Annotated in this window: 20 protein-coding genes, 1 pseudogene and 1 other annotated feature (1 of these 22 running past the window's edge); of the genes and pseudogenes, 7 read left to right on the forward strand and 14 right to left on the reverse strand. The window is 31.8% G+C overall.

What is annotated here, in order from left to right; translation table 11 throughout:
- The first annotated feature begins 97 nt into the window (after positions 1-97).
- Entirely contained in the window at positions 98-490 is a 393-nt protein-coding gene (locus tag JMUB898_RS12280) for a hypothetical protein (RefSeq protein WP_002445174.1), read from the forward strand.
- Positions 491-594: 104 nt separating this feature from the next.
- Here JMUB898_RS12280 and JMUB898_RS12285 read toward each other — a convergent pair whose 3' ends face one another.
- The 3 genes from JMUB898_RS12285 to JMUB898_RS12295 form a co-directional block, all read right to left on the reverse strand.
- Complete coding sequence (locus JMUB898_RS12285; RefSeq protein ID WP_002445172.1) at positions 595-1,173, reverse strand: histidine phosphatase family protein; 579 nt, start codon at positions 1,171-1,173, stop codon at positions 595-597.
- A gap of 26 nt (positions 1,174-1,199) precedes the next feature.
- Positions 1,200-1,832 carry a LysE family translocator gene (locus tag JMUB898_RS12290; protein ID WP_037541789.1) on the reverse strand — a complete coding sequence of 211 codons (633 nt, stop codon included), beginning with the start codon at positions 1,830-1,832 and terminating at the stop codon, positions 1,200-1,202.
- 450 nt (positions 1,833-2,282) lie between these two features.
- Positions 2,283-2,537 (reverse strand): GlsB/YeaQ/YmgE family stress response membrane protein, encoded by a 255-nt coding sequence (locus JMUB898_RS12295; RefSeq protein WP_002445168.1) that lies wholly within the window; start codon positions 2,535-2,537, stop codon positions 2,283-2,285.
- 360 nt (positions 2,538-2,897) lie between these two features.
- On the opposite strand from JMUB898_RS12295, the gene JMUB898_RS12300 reads away from it, so the two are divergent.
- A complete protein-coding gene (locus JMUB898_RS12300) occupies positions 2,898-3,161 on the forward strand; it encodes a hypothetical protein (RefSeq protein ID WP_002445166.1) in 264 nt (87 codons plus the stop codon).
- On the opposite strand, the gene JMUB898_RS12305 is transcribed toward JMUB898_RS12300, so the two are convergent.
- Positions 3,158-3,910, reverse strand: a complete 753-nt coding sequence (locus JMUB898_RS12305; RefSeq protein WP_002445163.1) for an amidohydrolase family protein — start codon at positions 3,908-3,910, stop codon at positions 3,158-3,160. The genes JMUB898_RS12300 and JMUB898_RS12305 overlap by 4 nt on opposite strands.
- A 167-nt stretch (positions 3,911-4,077) precedes the next feature.
- Here JMUB898_RS12305 and JMUB898_RS12310 point away from each other — a divergent pair, with 167 nt between their 5' ends.
- Positions 4,078-4,335: a helix-turn-helix domain-containing protein gene (locus JMUB898_RS12310; protein WP_002445161.1), complete on the forward strand. Its 258-nt coding sequence runs from the start codon at positions 4,078-4,080 to the stop codon at positions 4,333-4,335.
- Between the two features lie 163 nt (positions 4,336-4,498).
- Here the strand turns inward: JMUB898_RS12310 and JMUB898_RS12315 are convergent, their stop codons facing one another.
- Together JMUB898_RS12315 and JMUB898_RS12810 are read right to left on the reverse strand one after the other, a co-directional pair.
- Positions 4,499-4,774, reverse strand: a complete 276-nt coding sequence (locus JMUB898_RS12315; RefSeq protein ID WP_002445159.1) for a hypothetical protein — start codon at positions 4,772-4,774, stop codon at positions 4,499-4,501.
- 294 nt (positions 4,775-5,068) lie between these two features.
- Entirely contained in the window at positions 5,069-5,269 is a 201-nt protein-coding gene (locus JMUB898_RS12810; protein ID WP_002445158.1) for a hypothetical protein, read from the reverse strand.
- A 41-nt stretch (positions 5,270-5,310) separates the two neighbouring features.
- On the opposite strand from JMUB898_RS12810, the gene JMUB898_RS12325 reads away from it, so the two are divergent.
- Together JMUB898_RS12325 and JMUB898_RS12330 are read left to right on the forward strand one after the other, a co-directional pair.
- Positions 5,311-5,736 (forward strand): DUF1433 domain-containing protein, encoded by a 426-nt coding sequence (locus tag JMUB898_RS12325; protein ID WP_002445155.1) that lies wholly within the window; start codon positions 5,311-5,313, stop codon positions 5,734-5,736.
- Between the two features lie 211 nt (positions 5,737-5,947).
- Positions 5,948-6,553, forward strand: coding sequence for a hypothetical protein (locus tag JMUB898_RS12330; RefSeq protein WP_002445153.1), 606 nt, complete (start codon positions 5,948-5,950; stop codon positions 6,551-6,553).
- A 527-nt stretch (positions 6,554-7,080) separates the two neighbouring features.
- On the opposite strand, the pseudogene JMUB898_RS12820 reads toward JMUB898_RS12330, so the two are convergent.
- From JMUB898_RS12820 to rpsF, 4 genes and pseudogenes are all read right to left on the reverse strand, one after another.
- A pseudogene (locus JMUB898_RS12820) lies at positions 7,081-7,467 on the reverse strand (terminase small subunit); the annotation flags it as partial.
- Positions 7,468-7,597: 130 nt separating this feature from the next.
- Positions 7,598-7,840: a 30S ribosomal protein S18 gene (rpsR, locus tag JMUB898_RS12345; protein WP_001831354.1), complete on the reverse strand. Its 243-nt coding sequence runs from the start codon at positions 7,838-7,840 to the stop codon at positions 7,598-7,600.
- Positions 7,841-7,887: 47 nt separating this feature from the next.
- Complete coding sequence (gene ssb, locus JMUB898_RS12350; protein WP_002445148.1) at positions 7,888-8,397, reverse strand: single-stranded DNA-binding protein; 510 nt, start codon at positions 8,395-8,397, stop codon at positions 7,888-7,890.
- A 21-nt stretch (positions 8,398-8,418) separates the two neighbouring features.
- Complete coding sequence (gene rpsF / locus JMUB898_RS12355; RefSeq protein WP_002445146.1) at positions 8,419-8,715, reverse strand: 30S ribosomal protein S6; 297 nt, start codon at positions 8,713-8,715, stop codon at positions 8,419-8,421.
- Between the two features lie 412 nt (positions 8,716-9,127).
- Between rpsF and JMUB898_RS12360 the strand changes: the two genes are divergently transcribed.
- A complete protein-coding gene (locus tag JMUB898_RS12360; RefSeq protein WP_002445144.1) occupies positions 9,128-9,943 on the forward strand; it encodes a GH25 family lysozyme in 816 nt (271 codons plus the stop codon).
- Between the two features lie 74 nt (positions 9,944-10,017).
- The gene (locus JMUB898_RS12365; RefSeq protein WP_002445142.1) at positions 10,018-10,209 is read left to right on the forward strand and encodes a hypothetical protein; all 192 of its coding nucleotides are present in this window, start codon (positions 10,018-10,020) and stop codon (positions 10,207-10,209) included.
- A gap of 425 nt (positions 10,210-10,634) precedes the next feature.
- On the opposite strand, the gene ychF is transcribed toward JMUB898_RS12365, so the two are convergent.
- The 4 genes from ychF to JMUB898_RS12385 form a co-directional block, all read right to left on the reverse strand.
- Complete coding sequence (ychF, locus tag JMUB898_RS12370; protein ID WP_002445137.1) at positions 10,635-11,732, reverse strand: redox-regulated ATPase YchF; 1,098 nt, start codon at positions 11,730-11,732, stop codon at positions 10,635-10,637.
- An 11-nt stretch (positions 11,733-11,743) separates the two neighbouring features.
- On the reverse strand, positions 11,744-11,947 hold the full coding sequence (locus JMUB898_RS12375; RefSeq protein WP_002445134.1) for a DUF951 domain-containing protein: 204 nt from the start codon (positions 11,945-11,947) through the stop codon (positions 11,744-11,746).
- A gap of 20 nt (positions 11,948-11,967) precedes the next feature.
- Entirely contained in the window at positions 11,968-12,849 is an 882-nt protein-coding gene (locus tag JMUB898_RS12380; protein ID WP_002445133.1) for a mechanosensitive ion channel family protein, read from the reverse strand.
- A 104-nt stretch (positions 12,850-12,953) separates the two neighbouring features.
- Positions 12,954-13,784, reverse strand: coding sequence for a ParB/RepB/Spo0J family partition protein (locus tag JMUB898_RS12385; RefSeq protein ID WP_002445131.1), 831 nt, complete (start codon positions 13,782-13,784; stop codon positions 12,954-12,956).
- 428 nt (positions 13,785-14,212) lie between these two features.
- Positions 14,213-14,343 (forward strand) — a binding site (T-box leader); it runs 277 nt beyond the window's last position.

Consider the following 14,343-nt stretch of genomic DNA (forward strand, 5'->3'; position numbering starts at 1 on the left):
ATACTTTTGACAGCGCTATCAATTTACTTCACACTAAGAGTGACTAACTTCATTTACATAATTATAAACTTTTAAAAACTTAAATAGGAGTGACTTGATGAAGCTACGCATAAGTTTTATAATCTTAGCAATCTTATCAACAGTAGCAATGGTTCTTGTTATGGCTAAATACCCTTCTGGCCCTAACACAATGAGTTACGATCATCCATGGGAAATATGGTTAGCTGTACTTACTAACATCGCTATGGCTTTGCCGGCATTGATATTAGGATTTTTTAATAACTTAATTTGTAGAATCATATCAGCTATTCTTCAAATGTTTGCAGTAATGATGTATGGTCTTTTTATTATCGTGGCATTTGCAGCCGGAATTGTCCCTGTAGGTCTTATTGCTATCCTAACTGTGCTACTTATATTACTCAGCACATTTATGACACTTTTTATAGGTTATCCCAAGTCTCAACACTATGGTAGTGGGACAGAAATATAATTTACTAGAATCAATTTCGTGGTTCCAGCCACATCCGGACGTCTTATTTCATTAAAAAAAGTGAATGGATGCAAGTTACATTAACTACTCCATTCACTTTCTTTTTATTTCTCAATTAAGTAAGGATGACAATTATCAATATTTAATTCTAAAGCTTCTTCTTTAGTGAGTTGCCCCAAATAAACAAATATACACCTTATTACAACTTGATGAGCGATAATCACTATATTGTCACTATCCTTATGAATTTCACTTTCAAAGAAACGCGCAATACGTTCATATACATCCTGATAGCTTTCTCCATTAGGTGCCTTCTGTATAAAACTATGTCTAAAATCCTTAAACTCCGGATCATTAAAATATCTCTCATATTCCTTGTCTTCGCTGACTTCTTGCTTATTTTTCCCTTCGAAAACACCTAACGAACGTTCTCTTAATGATTTTGTGAATGTCGTAGGAATATTATAAGGGAATATTCTTTCATAGGTTTGTTGGGTTCTAAGTAAATCTGAAACATATACATGTTCTATCTTTTTATCAGCAAAATAACTTACTAAATCTTGAGCACTTTGCATTCCTTTTTCAGTTAAAGGAACGTCTAATTGACCACAAAAATATGGGTTCCCATGTTGATTATCATAATTTGATTGGGATTCCCCATGTCTTACAAGAAAAATATTCATATTTAATACACCTTACTTAAGTACGATTAACTACTTTTACTTAATAATAAATTGATAGATAGGCCAATCAATACGAATCCAACGATATAGTCAAAAACTGCTTTAAATTTAGGCTTACTAAATAATAATTTAATATATTGAAATATAAATACACAGAATAAGAACCATAAACATGTTACAAGCACTACTGATAAAGATAGTAATGCTACTTCTGATTTCACTTCAATTCCGCCTTGTGAGAGAAATTGAGGCAAAATACTTACATAAAATAGTATCGCTTTAGGATTGAGACTTGTACTCAGAAATCCTTGTCTATAAGATGTTAAATAACTTACATTACGTACATCTATCAATGCTTCTTTACTAAAATTCACTGAACTGTGTGCACTTCTAATACTTTGAATACCTAAATAAATAAGATAACAAGCACCTAATATCTTAATAATTAAAAATACGTAGTATAAACTTGTCAATATGTATATAATGCCAAAAATCGCTAAAGAAGAATATAGAATATGCCCAGTTGTAATTCCAAATGCTGACATGAAGCCATTCATTTTACTGGAATTAATAGTATTCTTCATCACAATTATAAAATCTGGCCCTGGAACAATAATAATAAGTAATGTGATAATAATAAATGTAAATAAACCTTCCATACGCAACCTCCTAGATGTCATTTTATATTCCATTATCACATACAATTAGCTATTATGTAAGACCTTCCTCAGACTTCCCTCAAGTAGATACTTAGATTTATTGTTTAAAATATCCATAAACAACTCATCGTTTAAAGGCGTTATAATTGAAAATAGATTTAGAAAGAAAATGAACAAAAATTTTTTTATTGTCAGATAAATGTAAACCATGATATTATAAGAATGTAGTTAGTAGTAACTACAAAGTCTTTTATATTCATGAACATAATACTCCTGGATGGCGTAACCCAGCGCCATCCTCTTTTTATGTCAAAGAATATACCATATATAGAAAAAACCTTTGTATAAATCAAAAAATGCCCCAAAAAGATTATTACTCTAAATCTTTTTGAGACATCTACATTTAGAGGGAAATATAACCTCCCTCAAAACTTTATTTACATCGACTCATTATTTCTTTTTAAATAATCTAAGAATTAATGAAACAATGAAGATTAAAATAATTGAACCGATTAGTGCTGGGAAAATGTGAATTTTACCTAATTGTGGACCCCAGTGTCCAAGAATTGCAGTACCGACCCATGAACCTACGATACCAGCAATAATATTTCCTAAAATTCCACCTGGAATGTCTTTACCCATAATTAAGCCGGCAATCCAACCAATGATACCACCGACAATAATCATACCTATTAATCCAAACATAATTATTATCTCCTTTATTTTAAGATTGTTTACCTATTAGTAAGTGTTACCCTTAGTTAAAAATCATTAAACAATTTTGATAAAAATTTTTATTCAAGTTTAAAACTAAATCATTTATTAATTTCTTAATCCTCACAAAAACTGGAAGTGAAACAGAAATATAATTTAGCAAAATTATTCACGTTGTCCCAGCCTCATCATATATACAGAACTTGTAGACAAACTTAAATCATTTAAGAATGATAACTTTACTCCAAAATTGAAATTGTGTAGTTATAATTAAGACATTTAATATGATAAGCTATAATCTGTGAATTTAGCACAATCTATTTACTAACTATAAAAAAGTAGGTATTTTCTATGAATCATAAAAACACTAAACTTACGCTAGCAAGTAAAATTATGCATATATTAAGTTTCTTATCTATAATTGGAATATTAGCGATGATGACGTTAAACTTTTTCATTAAAGGCCATTTACATGGAGATTTTGAAATTGGTTTTAACATTAAAAGTAAGCAAGTTTATATTTTTTCAACGCTTATCTGCATCATCCTTATAAGTACAATTCTTTCAAATATTCTATCTAAATTAGATTCTAAACGTCATAAACAGCATTACTAAATTTCATTAATTCTGTAAAATCTCATCGCGTTTTTATAGAATATTTTCTGTTGTTCCTCCTCGGAAAAATGTTTTTTAATTAATTCAATATCTGATTTATTAAAAGGACGTTTCGCACGAGTAGATGGTAAATCCGTACCAAACATGAGCACGTCTGGGTTAATATCCATTAATTCTCTCATCGTTTGAATTGGTTCGACTTCAATTCTTCCAAAACCAGTTGCTTTAACATACACGCCTTGTTCAACTAATTCTTTTAAATCTTCGAACCCTTCATTTGTAAGGCCTAAATGATCTATTGAAACAAGTGGCAATTCTAATAATATTTCCTTTATTTCATTTAACTTTTTGGATTCTATATAGAGTTCAGTATGCCATCCCACTAAATTATAAACACGATGCGCAAAGGACTTAAGATGTTTTAAATCTTCAGAACCTCCCCTCTTTACGTTAAATCTTACACCTCTAATCCCAAGTTCATTTAACTTTTTTATCACTTCGTCAGGAGTAGATATAGGCAATTGGGTTGTACCTACAAACTGACCATTTAATGTTTCGAGTGCATGTATTAAATACTCTTGGTCAAACTCTTGAAATGATCCAGAAACAATCGCCCCTCCTATAATGTTGAGATCTTCTTGCCATACTTTATAATCTTTCTCTTTAAATTCAGGCGGCAAATAGCCATTATTTTCTTTAACTGGATAATCAAAATTAATCATATGAAAATGAGCATCAAAAATTTTCATCAATTACACCTCAAAATCTCTTGTTTTTAGAAAGATACCCTAAATTTTACAATAATGACACATATTCAAAATACTTTAACTTGAAAGTCTTATTTTATAATAATAGAATAAAATTACATCAGAACGATACATCTAGATTATTTCAACACGAATAGGAGATGTTATGTATGAATTTACATATTTTATATAACTTAAGAACTAAAAAACATTTAGAAATAGAGGAATTAGCACAACAATTAAACGAGAAGTATGGAACGCATTATGAAGCACATCAAATTTGGGAATGGGAAAATCATTACCACGAACCTAAATTTAAAGATGCTCTACGTTTAGCTGATTTCTTCGATGCACCCTATCAAATGTTCTTAGAAAGTAAAGTTAAAGAATATCAAAAGCATTTAGATAATGTTGATATAAGAATGTAACCCATTCATTTAAAATGAAAAGCTAAGATAGTACGTTTCAAACATAATAAACGTATTATCTTAGCTTTTTATCGTTGCTTATCCTAATTTAACTTGAGTGAAGACGCTTCTAACCAGACATGTTAATCCTAAAAACATTCAAGATAACTACATTGTTCAACATCTAGTTCTTCTTACTATCTTCTTCGTCTTCATCTTCATCATCAAAGAACACATCGTGTATAAGTTCAAAAATTGTTATAGCTAAACCTACAATTACTACAGCATTCGCAGTTTTATTACCAAAAATATGTATAAAATTAATCTTATCAATAATATTCGCAAACCAACCATGTTTATCTGAATTAATTCCAAAGTAATTGATTATAAATGCAATGACAAAAGTAATAATTAAGTTAATAAACAGATTCTTTAAAACCTTTTTCAAATTATATTCCATTTTAAGCTCCTCTTTATAATTTCGCTCACATTTAATAACTTAACATACTTAGAATTACATTTGATGAAGATCAATGATTTTAGACACCAAAACTAATTTTTAAAGCACAAAAATAACCCCATAAGCCTATGCCTACGGGGTTTAACAATAAACGATATATTATTGCTCTTCGTTTATAGTAGTATTATCTAAATCACTGTGTCTTTTATTAATTTTATAATTAGATGTGTTATTATAAAAAGCAAGTTGTAAATCTGTAAACAAATCTCGTATACTTTTAAAATCTCTTCTAGCTTAGCCCATATAAATATGATTAGTGTCTACTTCACCATTCACAACTAGTGTAAGTGCATAGACTTTCAAACCATTTTGTTTAGCATCGCGCTTTTCAATGACCTTGAAATTCTGACCACTCAAGTCATATACACGACCCTTTTTCAAATCTTTATAAGAATCATCAGCAACTTTAAATGACAGTTCGTCAGAAAATTTCATAATAAAATACTCCTTAATATTTTAAAAACAAGAGGTGGACGATGAAAGCAAAAATTATAATTCTTATATTGATATTAACACTTATAGGATTAGGAGGGCATACTTTGCACAAAAATAAAAAGGAGAATTACATTACGAAACAAGAAAAGCGTATAGATTTATACTTCAAACATAATCTAAAAAATTATCAAACTATGAAAATTAACAACTTCAAAAAGAGTCCTATGAAAGGATACTTTATTGATGGTTATATTAATGATGATAAAACTTTAGAGTTTGAGGCCTATATATCAAGTGCAGATAATCATCAGTTTACTGGAGACGTAGGATATGACACAGATGGCGTAGGTAAACTTTTTAAAGAAAAAAATGCTAAGGATAAATTAACACCTAATGATATTATTAAGAAAGAAAATTTAAATAAAAAAGACTATGAAGCAGATCCACCTCTAATTTGGGGCTTTTAACATCAGAAAAGCACTAACTACTCAACCGAATGAATAGTTAGTGCTTCTCATTTTCATCATTAATCCTCCAACGGAACGTCATCAACAATTATTAGCCTACCTGAATACTTGTCAGTTGCTTATTTTATTGAAACAAGCATATATTAGCATTATTGTTTATATAATAGTTTAATGAAATTAATAATATCCATCGACAATTAAGGAGGCATTTATGAGAAAAAGTAATTTAAATCCAATATTCTTAAAATTTACTGGTATTATTAAAGGTGTACCTAAATACTGGGCTCAAAACAGTCATTTGATTTATGCAATATCGTTAGTATTGTTTTTACCATTCTTGGTTTTATCAATACTTTTATTTTTACTTGGTTTAAATATTAAAAACACTACACTTGCAATTTTCATAGTAATTATAGTTACAAGCGCTTTATTAACATGGCTTTATCAAGAGGACTTTAAAAAAGACGATGGTATATTTAAAACATTTAATAACAATATTGTCCAATTTTTCATAACTATAATCCCTATAACATTAACATTATTAAGCACTGGATATACTCTGGATCAAATAAGCGAACAAAATAAATCAGAGAAAGATACAACTGTAAAATGTGTAAAAAAGCACTTTGAAGAAAATAAATTTTCTTGCGAGGTAAGTAATCTTAATTCTAAAATGAAACAATCTAATTTTCTAATTATCAATTTATTGTTAACTTCATCGTTTGGAACATTAATAGTTATACACAATATATACAAAGGAAAACATCAAAAGAAAAACTCCGTTATCAAATATAAAAAGAAGAAAAATTCAAACTGATAATTTAGTTGATATAGTATATCAGTCATGACAGCATCTATATTATAAAAACGCCAAGCCTATATGGTTTGGCGCTTGTTTAATATTATCACTTACATCTACCTAATTATCAATATGAAACTCTTCATTTGGACATTTCTTACTCAACTTCTCTAAATCTTTCTTATTCTTTTCATCATCTTGACCGGTACTATCAATAAATATTGGTGTCGCTAAATTTAAATCTACTTTATCAGTAAATAACTTTGGTGATTATCTATTCGGATATATAAATATTCTGTTATCATTCAATTTTATAGATGGCACTATTCTTCTATCAACGTTTTTACGTACTAACATTAGATTAAATGGCAATATAATACTAGCTTTCTGAAAATCATGTAGGGTCTTCCATATTTCTTTTTCTTCATCACTCATAAAATCATCATAGTACAAAACTGTATATCTTTTTATCGCCATTGCTCTATTGAACATATCTTCAATGCTTATCTTACTAGTCAATTTAGACACAATCCTATATACCTTTCTTAATCTTCCAAAGGAACATTACCAATAATGAAAGGTCTATTAGGGTGTTCCTCTCCGACAGTATCAATTACTTGCTGTTGTTCTTCTTCATCGCCATCCCATTCACAAACATTAACTTCGAAATTACGGGTTGTAATTTCTTGCCTATCTATAAATAATTTATGCTATTTGACGAGCATATACCTAGCACAAAAGCGATCACTAGGCTTAATAGGAACTCCTATAAGCTCAACCTGTTCATTATAGACTAACTGTACTTTACCATTCTGTGGATTTTCTTTATATTCACCACATTTGACGACAACTTCTTTCGTTTCAGTCTCATCACCAACTGCTGAATTCGTTAATAAATGTAAAAACTCGTTAGCACTTAACTTACGGTTGTCTCTTTTTTTATGTCTACATCTCTATAACCTTTCACCTCATGCCTTTTTTCTGCCCTATCTCCATATTCCCAAAGCACAAAAAATAACCCCGTAAGCCTTGAGCCTACGGGGTTTAACAATAAACGATATATTATTGTTCTTCTTTAACATATGGTAATAATGCCATATGACGAGCACGTTTGATTGCTGTAGTCAACATACGTTGATATTTAGCTGAAGTGCCTGTTACACGACGTGGTAAGATTTTACCGCGTTCTGAGATAAAACGTTTTAATAATTCAGTGTCTTTATAGTCGATATGTGTAATACCATTTGCTGTGAAATAGCAAACTTTTTTACGACGACGTCCGCCTCTTCTTGGTCCACCTGCCATGGTTAACTGCCTCCTTTGACTATTTTTTCGTTTTTATACGTTCGTTATTAGAATGGTAAATCATCATCACTAATGTCAATTGGACCATTCGCATTTGCAAATGGATTATCAGATTGATTAGATTTTGATGAATTATTGTTATTGTATGACGTATTTTGTCCTGATTGTTGACCACCGAATCCTTGACCATAGTCTTGGAAATCGTTGTTTTGTGAACGTTGGCCACCTTGTTGTGAGTTCTTAGGTTCAAGGAATTGAACACTATCACACACAACTTCAGTAACAAAGATACGACGACCTTCTTGATTTTCATAACTACGCGATTGTATGCGACCATCAACGCCAGCTAAGCTACCTTTAGATAAGTAGTTATTAACATTTTCAGCTTGTCTTCTGAAGACAACACAATTAATGAAATCAGCTTCGCGTTCCCCTTGAGCATTCGTGAAAGTACGATTAACTGCTAGAGTAAATGTCGCTACACTTACGCCTGAGGGAGTGGTTCTGTATTCTGGATCTTTCGTTAGACGACCTACTAATACAACTCTATTTAACATTTAAACGCCCCCGTCTAATTATTACTTATCTTGGTCTTCGCGGATAACGATGTAACGAATGATATCGTCATTAATTTTAGCTAAACGTTGGAATTCGTCAGTAGCTTTATTGTTATCTGTTTTAATACGTACGATGTTATAGAAGCCTTCTTTGAAATCATTGATTTCGTAAGCTAGGCGACGTTTGCCCCAGTCTTTTTCTTCTAAAACTTCTGATCCTTCTGAAGCTAAGATACCGTTGAAACGCTCAACTAAAGCTTTTTTAGCATCTTCTTCAATATTAGGACGTACGATATACATAATTTCATATGTTCTCATAGTTTATTTGCACCTCCTTGTGGTCTATGCGGCTTATCAACACTTATGTGATAAGCAAGGAATAATTTTCATTACTCACAATCAAGAATTATAGCATAGAGTATTACTTTTTACAATAAATATTCTAAAGCTCATCCTTCAAAATAAATTCAAAATCTAGCACCATACAAAGAAACAAACAGTTGCTATAAAAATAAGACTCCCCTTAGACCCCCTTCATCCAATTCTCGATCAAAACACATACAATTTATTGAATTACAAATGTTTTATATTCCGTGTAACCTTATTTTTCACAATAGTAAATCGTGTTAGATACGTTGTTGCGAGGTGAGTTTAATTGTAATAGTATAAAAATTACATTTTACATACAATTGCGTGTAATTTCTAAATTCTCACACAAAGGAGCACATTTATGTTTAAGAAAGTCACTTACTCGGTAATTTCATTTTCAGTATTAGCAACAAGTCTAGGAATAGTAAATGCACATGCTAAAGAATCCTCAAATAATCAGTCAACAAGCGAAAAAGGAACAATGGGGTATGGCTACCAACAATACATAAAGAAACATCCTAATCAAAAAAGTAATGCAACACAAAATCGTTCAACATTCTCAACAAAATCTAGAGCAGCTGTCACTGATAATGGCGAAAGAGTTCTAGATATTTCTGAATGGCAGGGTAATCTAACTGATGCTCAAGTCAAAAAATTAAAACAAAATTATGATTTCATTATCATTCGCGGCCAGTATGGTTCAGAATATGTTGATCAGTCTTTAGAACACAACTCTAACTTATTAGACAAAAACAATATGAAATTTGGCGTTTATTCTTACAGTATGTATGAAAATGCTGCAGACGCACGTTACGAAGCAAGAACATTACACAATCGTGCTCCAAAAGCTGAATTCTATGTCAATGACTACGAACAACAAACAGTGACAAATGGTGATGATGAAACAGCAACAAAAGCTTGGGCAGATGAAATGAGAAAACTTGCAGGAAATAAAAAAATACTCTACTATTCGTATGAAAACTTTATGATCAATCATGTTGCAAATGCTGTAAGTTCATATGATGGCTATTGGATGGCTTCATATCAAGCCGAAGAACCTAATCGAGAAAAAGTGTTATGGCAATATACTGATAGCTACTATTCACCAGAATTAAATCAAAATGTTGATGCTAACTATATCGACAGTAACGTAGATGCTTCTTGGTTCACATCTTAAAAAGCGAACAATAACGAACAAAAACACTTCACTTTTACGAACGTTCGTTCTATAATGTGGTTGAGGTGTTTAGCATGCAATTAAATTTAGATTGGAATAAAGAGTTCCAAGAATTTCAAGATATCTTAAATTGTGGTATTCACCCTGAATGGCTTTATTGTGCTAAGGCAAATTTGGTTCTTGAACCAGCTTATACCGGTGAAGGCAAGCAATTTTTCAGTACACAAGATATTATAGAAGCAAGCGAAGTCATTCCATTTTTTTAAAGAATTGGAATTTCAAATATATAAGCAATGGCATTTAGATTCTGAGTCACTACAAACTCTAATTTGAACGCCATTGCTTCTTTTTTAAACAAGTTGATCTATCAAGACCTCGAATTGACAGGCCCTCTAAGAAAATATTCACATAAATAAAAAACTGCCCACAAAATCAAAGACTTTGTCGACAGTTTGGGAGTGAGACAGAAATGTAATTTATCAAAATTATTTTCGTTGTCCCTCTCCCAACTTTCATTGATTGTAGAATTTCTTAAAAAGAAATTCTCTGTGTTGGGGCCCCGCCGGCAAGGATGGCTAGGATTGAAAGAAGCTTGATATAAGCGCACTTTCAATTCAGACATCTACTGCCAATATGTTAAAGAAGGTTGAGACAATTGCTTATGTCCCAACCTCTATAAAAATCTATTAAATTATACATTAAAGCGGAAATGTACGATATCTCCGTCTTTCATAATGTAATCTTTACCTTCTAAACGTTGTTTACCCGCTTCTTTAGCACCGTTTTCGCCACCATACTCTACATAATCATCGTAACTTGTAACCTCGGCACGAATAAATCCACGTTCAAAATCGGTATGGATAATACCTGCACATTGTGGGGCTGTCATACCTTGTCTAAATGTCCATGCACGTACTTCTTGAACACCTGCAGTAAAGTAAGTTGACAAGCCTAATAAGTCATAAGTAGTTCTTATGAGTCGATCTAGACCTGGTTCTTCAATACCTAAATCTTCTAGGAACATTTCTTTATCTTCATCATCGAGTGTCGCAATTTCTTCTTCAATTTTGGCACTAATCACGATAACTTCAGAATCTTCTTTCTCAGCATATTCACGAATTGCTTTTACTTTATCGTTGTCTTCATCGCCAATTTCATCCTCGCCCACATTAGCGATATATAACATTTTTTTAGAAGTTAATAATTGAGCTTGATTTACCCATTTTTGATCATCTTCATTGAAATCAATACTTCTAACAGGTTTACCATCTTCTAAAGCTTCTTTAATTTTAGTAAGAATACGTAATTCCATCTCTGCTGTTTTATCTTTTTGACGTGCCATTTTTTCAATCTTAGGTAAGCGTTTATCAACTGATTCTAAATCAGCTAATACTAATTCCATATTGATGACTTCGATATCATCTAATGGATTTACTCTTCCAGAAACGTGCGTCACATTCTCGTCATCAAATGCACGAACAACTTGGCAAATCGCATCTACTTCACGAATATGTGATAAGAATTTGTTACCTAACCCTTCACCTTTAGAGGCACCCTTAACGATACCTGCAATATCAGTGAATTCAAATGTTGTAGGGATAGTTTTTTTAGGTTGTACCATTTCTTCTAATTTAAGTAAACGTGAATCTGGTACTTCTACGATACCTACATTTGGATCAATCGTAGCAAATGGGTAGTTCGCTGCTAACGCACCAGCTTTAGTAATTGCATTAAATAGGGTAGATTTACCTACGTTAGGTAAACCTACGATACCTGCTGTTAAAGCCATTAATCATTCTCCTAACTTTCTTTGTCTTGATGAGATTCAAGAACTTTTTTCAATTTTTTATTAAACGTTTGACGTGGAATCATAATACTACGCTGACAATTTTCACATTTAATTCTAATATCAGCACCCATTCTTATGATTTTGAAGCGATTCGTTCCACATGCATGTTGTTTTTTCATTTCTACTATATCATTTATTCCGTAATTTGACGTCATGAAATTACCTCCAATGATAACTAGTCTTTACTTTGAGCCTCATCGTACTGTGTAAATAGCGGTTGAGGCATACGTATGCCCTCTTGCACAAACATTCTTTGCGCTTCTTTTCTAATAATACGGGCACCTGAAGCACCTTCTCCTGGAATCGTCTCTGCAGAAACACGAATGATTGCTTTATTGTTCTCAATTGCATCGATACCATCGACCACTGGGTCACTAACAAATAAATAGTATTTACTGCGTAATGACGTGAATAATTTATTTAATTTCTTCTCAACTTGATCCAAATTCTCATCAACTGAGACTGGAAGTTGCACAATCGAAGTGCCGTTTGTAATAGAGAAATTGGTGATTTCACCCATACTGCCATTTGGCAAAATAGTTAACTCACCAGAAATCGTATTAATACGTGTTGATCTTAACCCAATAGATTTAACTGTACCTTCTGCTACAGTTGTTCCGCCGCTATTGATTTTAACATAGTCACCCACATCAAACTGATTCTCAAAGATAATAAAGAAACCAGTAATGATATCTTTAACAATTGTTTGCGCACCGAAACCTACTGCTACACCAACGACACCAGCACTGGCGATAACACCTTCAACACTAATACCAAATTTGCTTAAAATGGTTGTAAGTACGATAAACCATACAATATATTTTACTACGTTTTGTACAAGTGATATAAGCGTTTTTGAACGTTTTTTACTTCCTTTTTTACTTTTATTTTGTATTTTAAAAGCTTGTTCAATCACTTTATTTAAAATCGCAATAACGATGAGTGCAACAATGATATAAATCAAAATCATTATAATTTTTGAGACAAGGTTCTCATATGTCTCAATTTTTGTTAAAGGTTCAAATAAAGAAGATAAAATATGCTTTATTTGGTTCATTATTTCGTTACCTCCTTTTTTAAAATTTTCGTAACTTATACACTATAGCTTAAAGCTCTTTCAATTGAATCAGTCTACAGTTTTAAAAAACCACATGAAATCAATTACTTTTCATTAAGTTGTTGAATCAGTCTTTTAAATTCTTCTTCTGATTTAAACTCAAAAGTGATTTTACCAACATGCTTAGATGTAGAAATATCAACTCTAGAACCATATCGTTCTTTGAGTTGTCTTTCTTGTTGTTGAATAAATTTAGGTTTCTTATTCTTACTTTGCTTCGATTCTGGTTGAACCGTATCATTCTGTAAATAGGTATTTACATATTGCTCGAGTTGTCTTACACTCCAAGACTCCCGGATGGCTTGCTTCCCTATCTTCTTCATCTTCGAAGCGTCTTTTAATGATAAGAGGGTACGGCCGTGTGCCCCAGATAATTCTCCTTCTCTAACCATTGTCATAATTTCTGAAGGTAAATGAAGCAATCTTAGCATATTGGCAATATATGGTCGAGACTTACCTAATCGTTGTGCAACCTGTTGTTGTGTAATGTTTAAATCCGACATCAACTTTTTATAACTTTCAGCTTCTTCAATCGCATTTAAATCTTCCCGTTGTAAATTCTCAATAATAGCTAGTTCCATCATATCTTCATCTGATAGTTCTTTAACTATTGCAGGGATCTCTCTTAGTCCAGCGATTTGAGATGCTCGGAATCTTCGTTCACCCACCACAATATAGAACCCTTGGATTGTTTTTCTTAATACAATCGGTTGAAGAATACCGTGTTGCTCAATTGATTTCGCCAAATCTTGCAATTTCTCCTCATCGAATGTCTTTCGTGGTTGATAAGGATTCGGTTTAATTAAATCAATAGCTATATTTTGCACGTGTTCGTTACTTTCAAGTTGCAAACGTTGATCTTCTTCCTGTGTCATATTTTCACATCTTTCTATAAATGTTTAACATATTGGCAGTAGATATCTGAATTGAAAGTGCACTGATATCAAGTTCCTCTTAATCCTAACCAACCTTACTAGCGAATCCCCAACAAAAAATTTTTTAGAAATTCTGCAAACAATGCAAGTTGGGTTCGGGACAAAGAAATTAATTTTGCTCAACTATTTTCTGTCCAACTTCCTATTTCAACACATCACTTACTATTTTAAAAATTTCAATCTCATTGTACAAGCGTTTTAAGATTTTTCCACATCCTTCCGAAACTTTTTAACAAACTTCAACGTTCATTCCTAAACCTTCCTACTACTCCCTAAATTAACTATTTAATCTAAATTTTCAGAAAAGTTGTTGACAAATCATTTTCCAGTATGTAATCTATGTATTAACAATTACAAAACGAAACATTTTACACACTGTAAAAAGGAAAGTAGAACTTACACTGCTAATACAGAGAGTCTTCATAAGCTGAGAGAAGGCATTGAAAGAAAGTTTGAAAATGGCCTTGGAGTGTTGATACCAATATGAGGTATCAACGGG

It is taken from the genome of Staphylococcus caprae, assembly GCF_003966625.1.
GTDB lineage: Bacteria > Bacillota > Bacilli > Staphylococcales > Staphylococcaceae > Staphylococcus > Staphylococcus caprae.

Excerpts from the sequence above, each read along its gene's own strand:
- JMUB898_RS12385 (WP_002445131.1), bottom strand. The coding sequence starts at position 13,784 with ATGACACAGGAAGAAGATCAACGTTTGCAACTTGAAAGTAACGAACAC.
- ychF (WP_002445137.1), bottom strand. The coding sequence starts at position 11,732 with ATGGCTTTAACAGCAGGTATCGTAGGTTTACCTAACGTAGGTAAATCT.
- JMUB898_RS12290 (WP_037541789.1), bottom strand. The coding sequence starts at position 1,832 with ATGGAAGGTTTATTTACATTTATTATTATCACATTACTTATTATTATT.
- JMUB898_RS12330 (WP_002445153.1), top strand. The coding sequence starts at position 5,948 with ATGAGAAAAAGTAATTTAAATCCAATATTCTTAAAATTTACTGGTATT.
- JMUB898_RS12295 (WP_002445168.1), bottom strand. The coding sequence starts at position 2,537 with ATGTTTGGATTAATAGGTATGATTATTGTCGGTGGTATCATTGGTTGG.
- JMUB898_RS12380 (WP_002445133.1), bottom strand. The coding sequence starts at position 12,849 with ATGAACCAAATAAAGCATATTTTATCTTCTTTATTTGAACCTTTAACA.
- JMUB898_RS12365 (WP_002445142.1), top strand. The coding sequence starts at position 10,018 with ATGCAATTAAATTTAGATTGGAATAAAGAGTTCCAAGAATTTCAAGAT.
- JMUB898_RS12325 (WP_002445155.1), top strand. The coding sequence starts at position 5,311 with ATGAAAGCAAAAATTATAATTCTTATATTGATATTAACACTTATAGGA.
- JMUB898_RS12285 (WP_002445172.1), bottom strand. The coding sequence starts at position 1,173 with ATGAATATTTTTCTTGTAAGACATGGGGAATCCCAATCAAATTATGAT.
- JMUB898_RS12360 (WP_002445144.1), top strand. The coding sequence starts at position 9,128 with ATGTTTAAGAAAGTCACTTACTCGGTAATTTCATTTTCAGTATTAGCA.
- JMUB898_RS12300 (WP_002445166.1), top strand. The coding sequence starts at position 2,898 with ATGAATCATAAAAACACTAAACTTACGCTAGCAAGTAAAATTATGCAT.
- rpsR (WP_001831354.1), bottom strand. The coding sequence starts at position 7,840 with ATGGCAGGTGGACCAAGAAGAGGCGGACGTCGTCGTAAAAAAGTTTGC.
- JMUB898_RS12305 (WP_002445163.1), bottom strand. The coding sequence starts at position 3,910 with ATGAAAATTTTTGATGCTCATTTTCATATGATTAATTTTGATTATCCA.
- rpsF (WP_002445146.1), bottom strand. The coding sequence starts at position 8,715 with ATGAGAACATATGAAATTATGTATATCGTACGTCCTAATATTGAAGAA.
- JMUB898_RS12315 (WP_002445159.1), bottom strand. The coding sequence starts at position 4,774 with ATGGAATATAATTTGAAAAAGGTTTTAAAGAATCTGTTTATTAACTTA.
- JMUB898_RS12310 (WP_002445161.1), top strand. The coding sequence starts at position 4,078 with ATGAATTTACATATTTTATATAACTTAAGAACTAAAAAACATTTAGAA.
- JMUB898_RS12810 (WP_002445158.1), bottom strand. The coding sequence starts at position 5,269 with ATGAAATTTTCTGACGAACTGTCATTTAAAGTTGCTGATGATTCTTAT.
- JMUB898_RS12375 (WP_002445134.1), bottom strand. The coding sequence starts at position 11,947 with ATGACGTCAAATTACGGAATAAATGATATAGTAGAAATGAAAAAACAA.
- JMUB898_RS12280 (WP_002445174.1), top strand. The coding sequence starts at position 98 with ATGAAGCTACGCATAAGTTTTATAATCTTAGCAATCTTATCAACAGTA.
- ssb (WP_002445148.1), bottom strand. The coding sequence starts at position 8,397 with ATGTTAAATAGAGTTGTATTAGTAGGTCGTCTAACGAAAGATCCAGAA.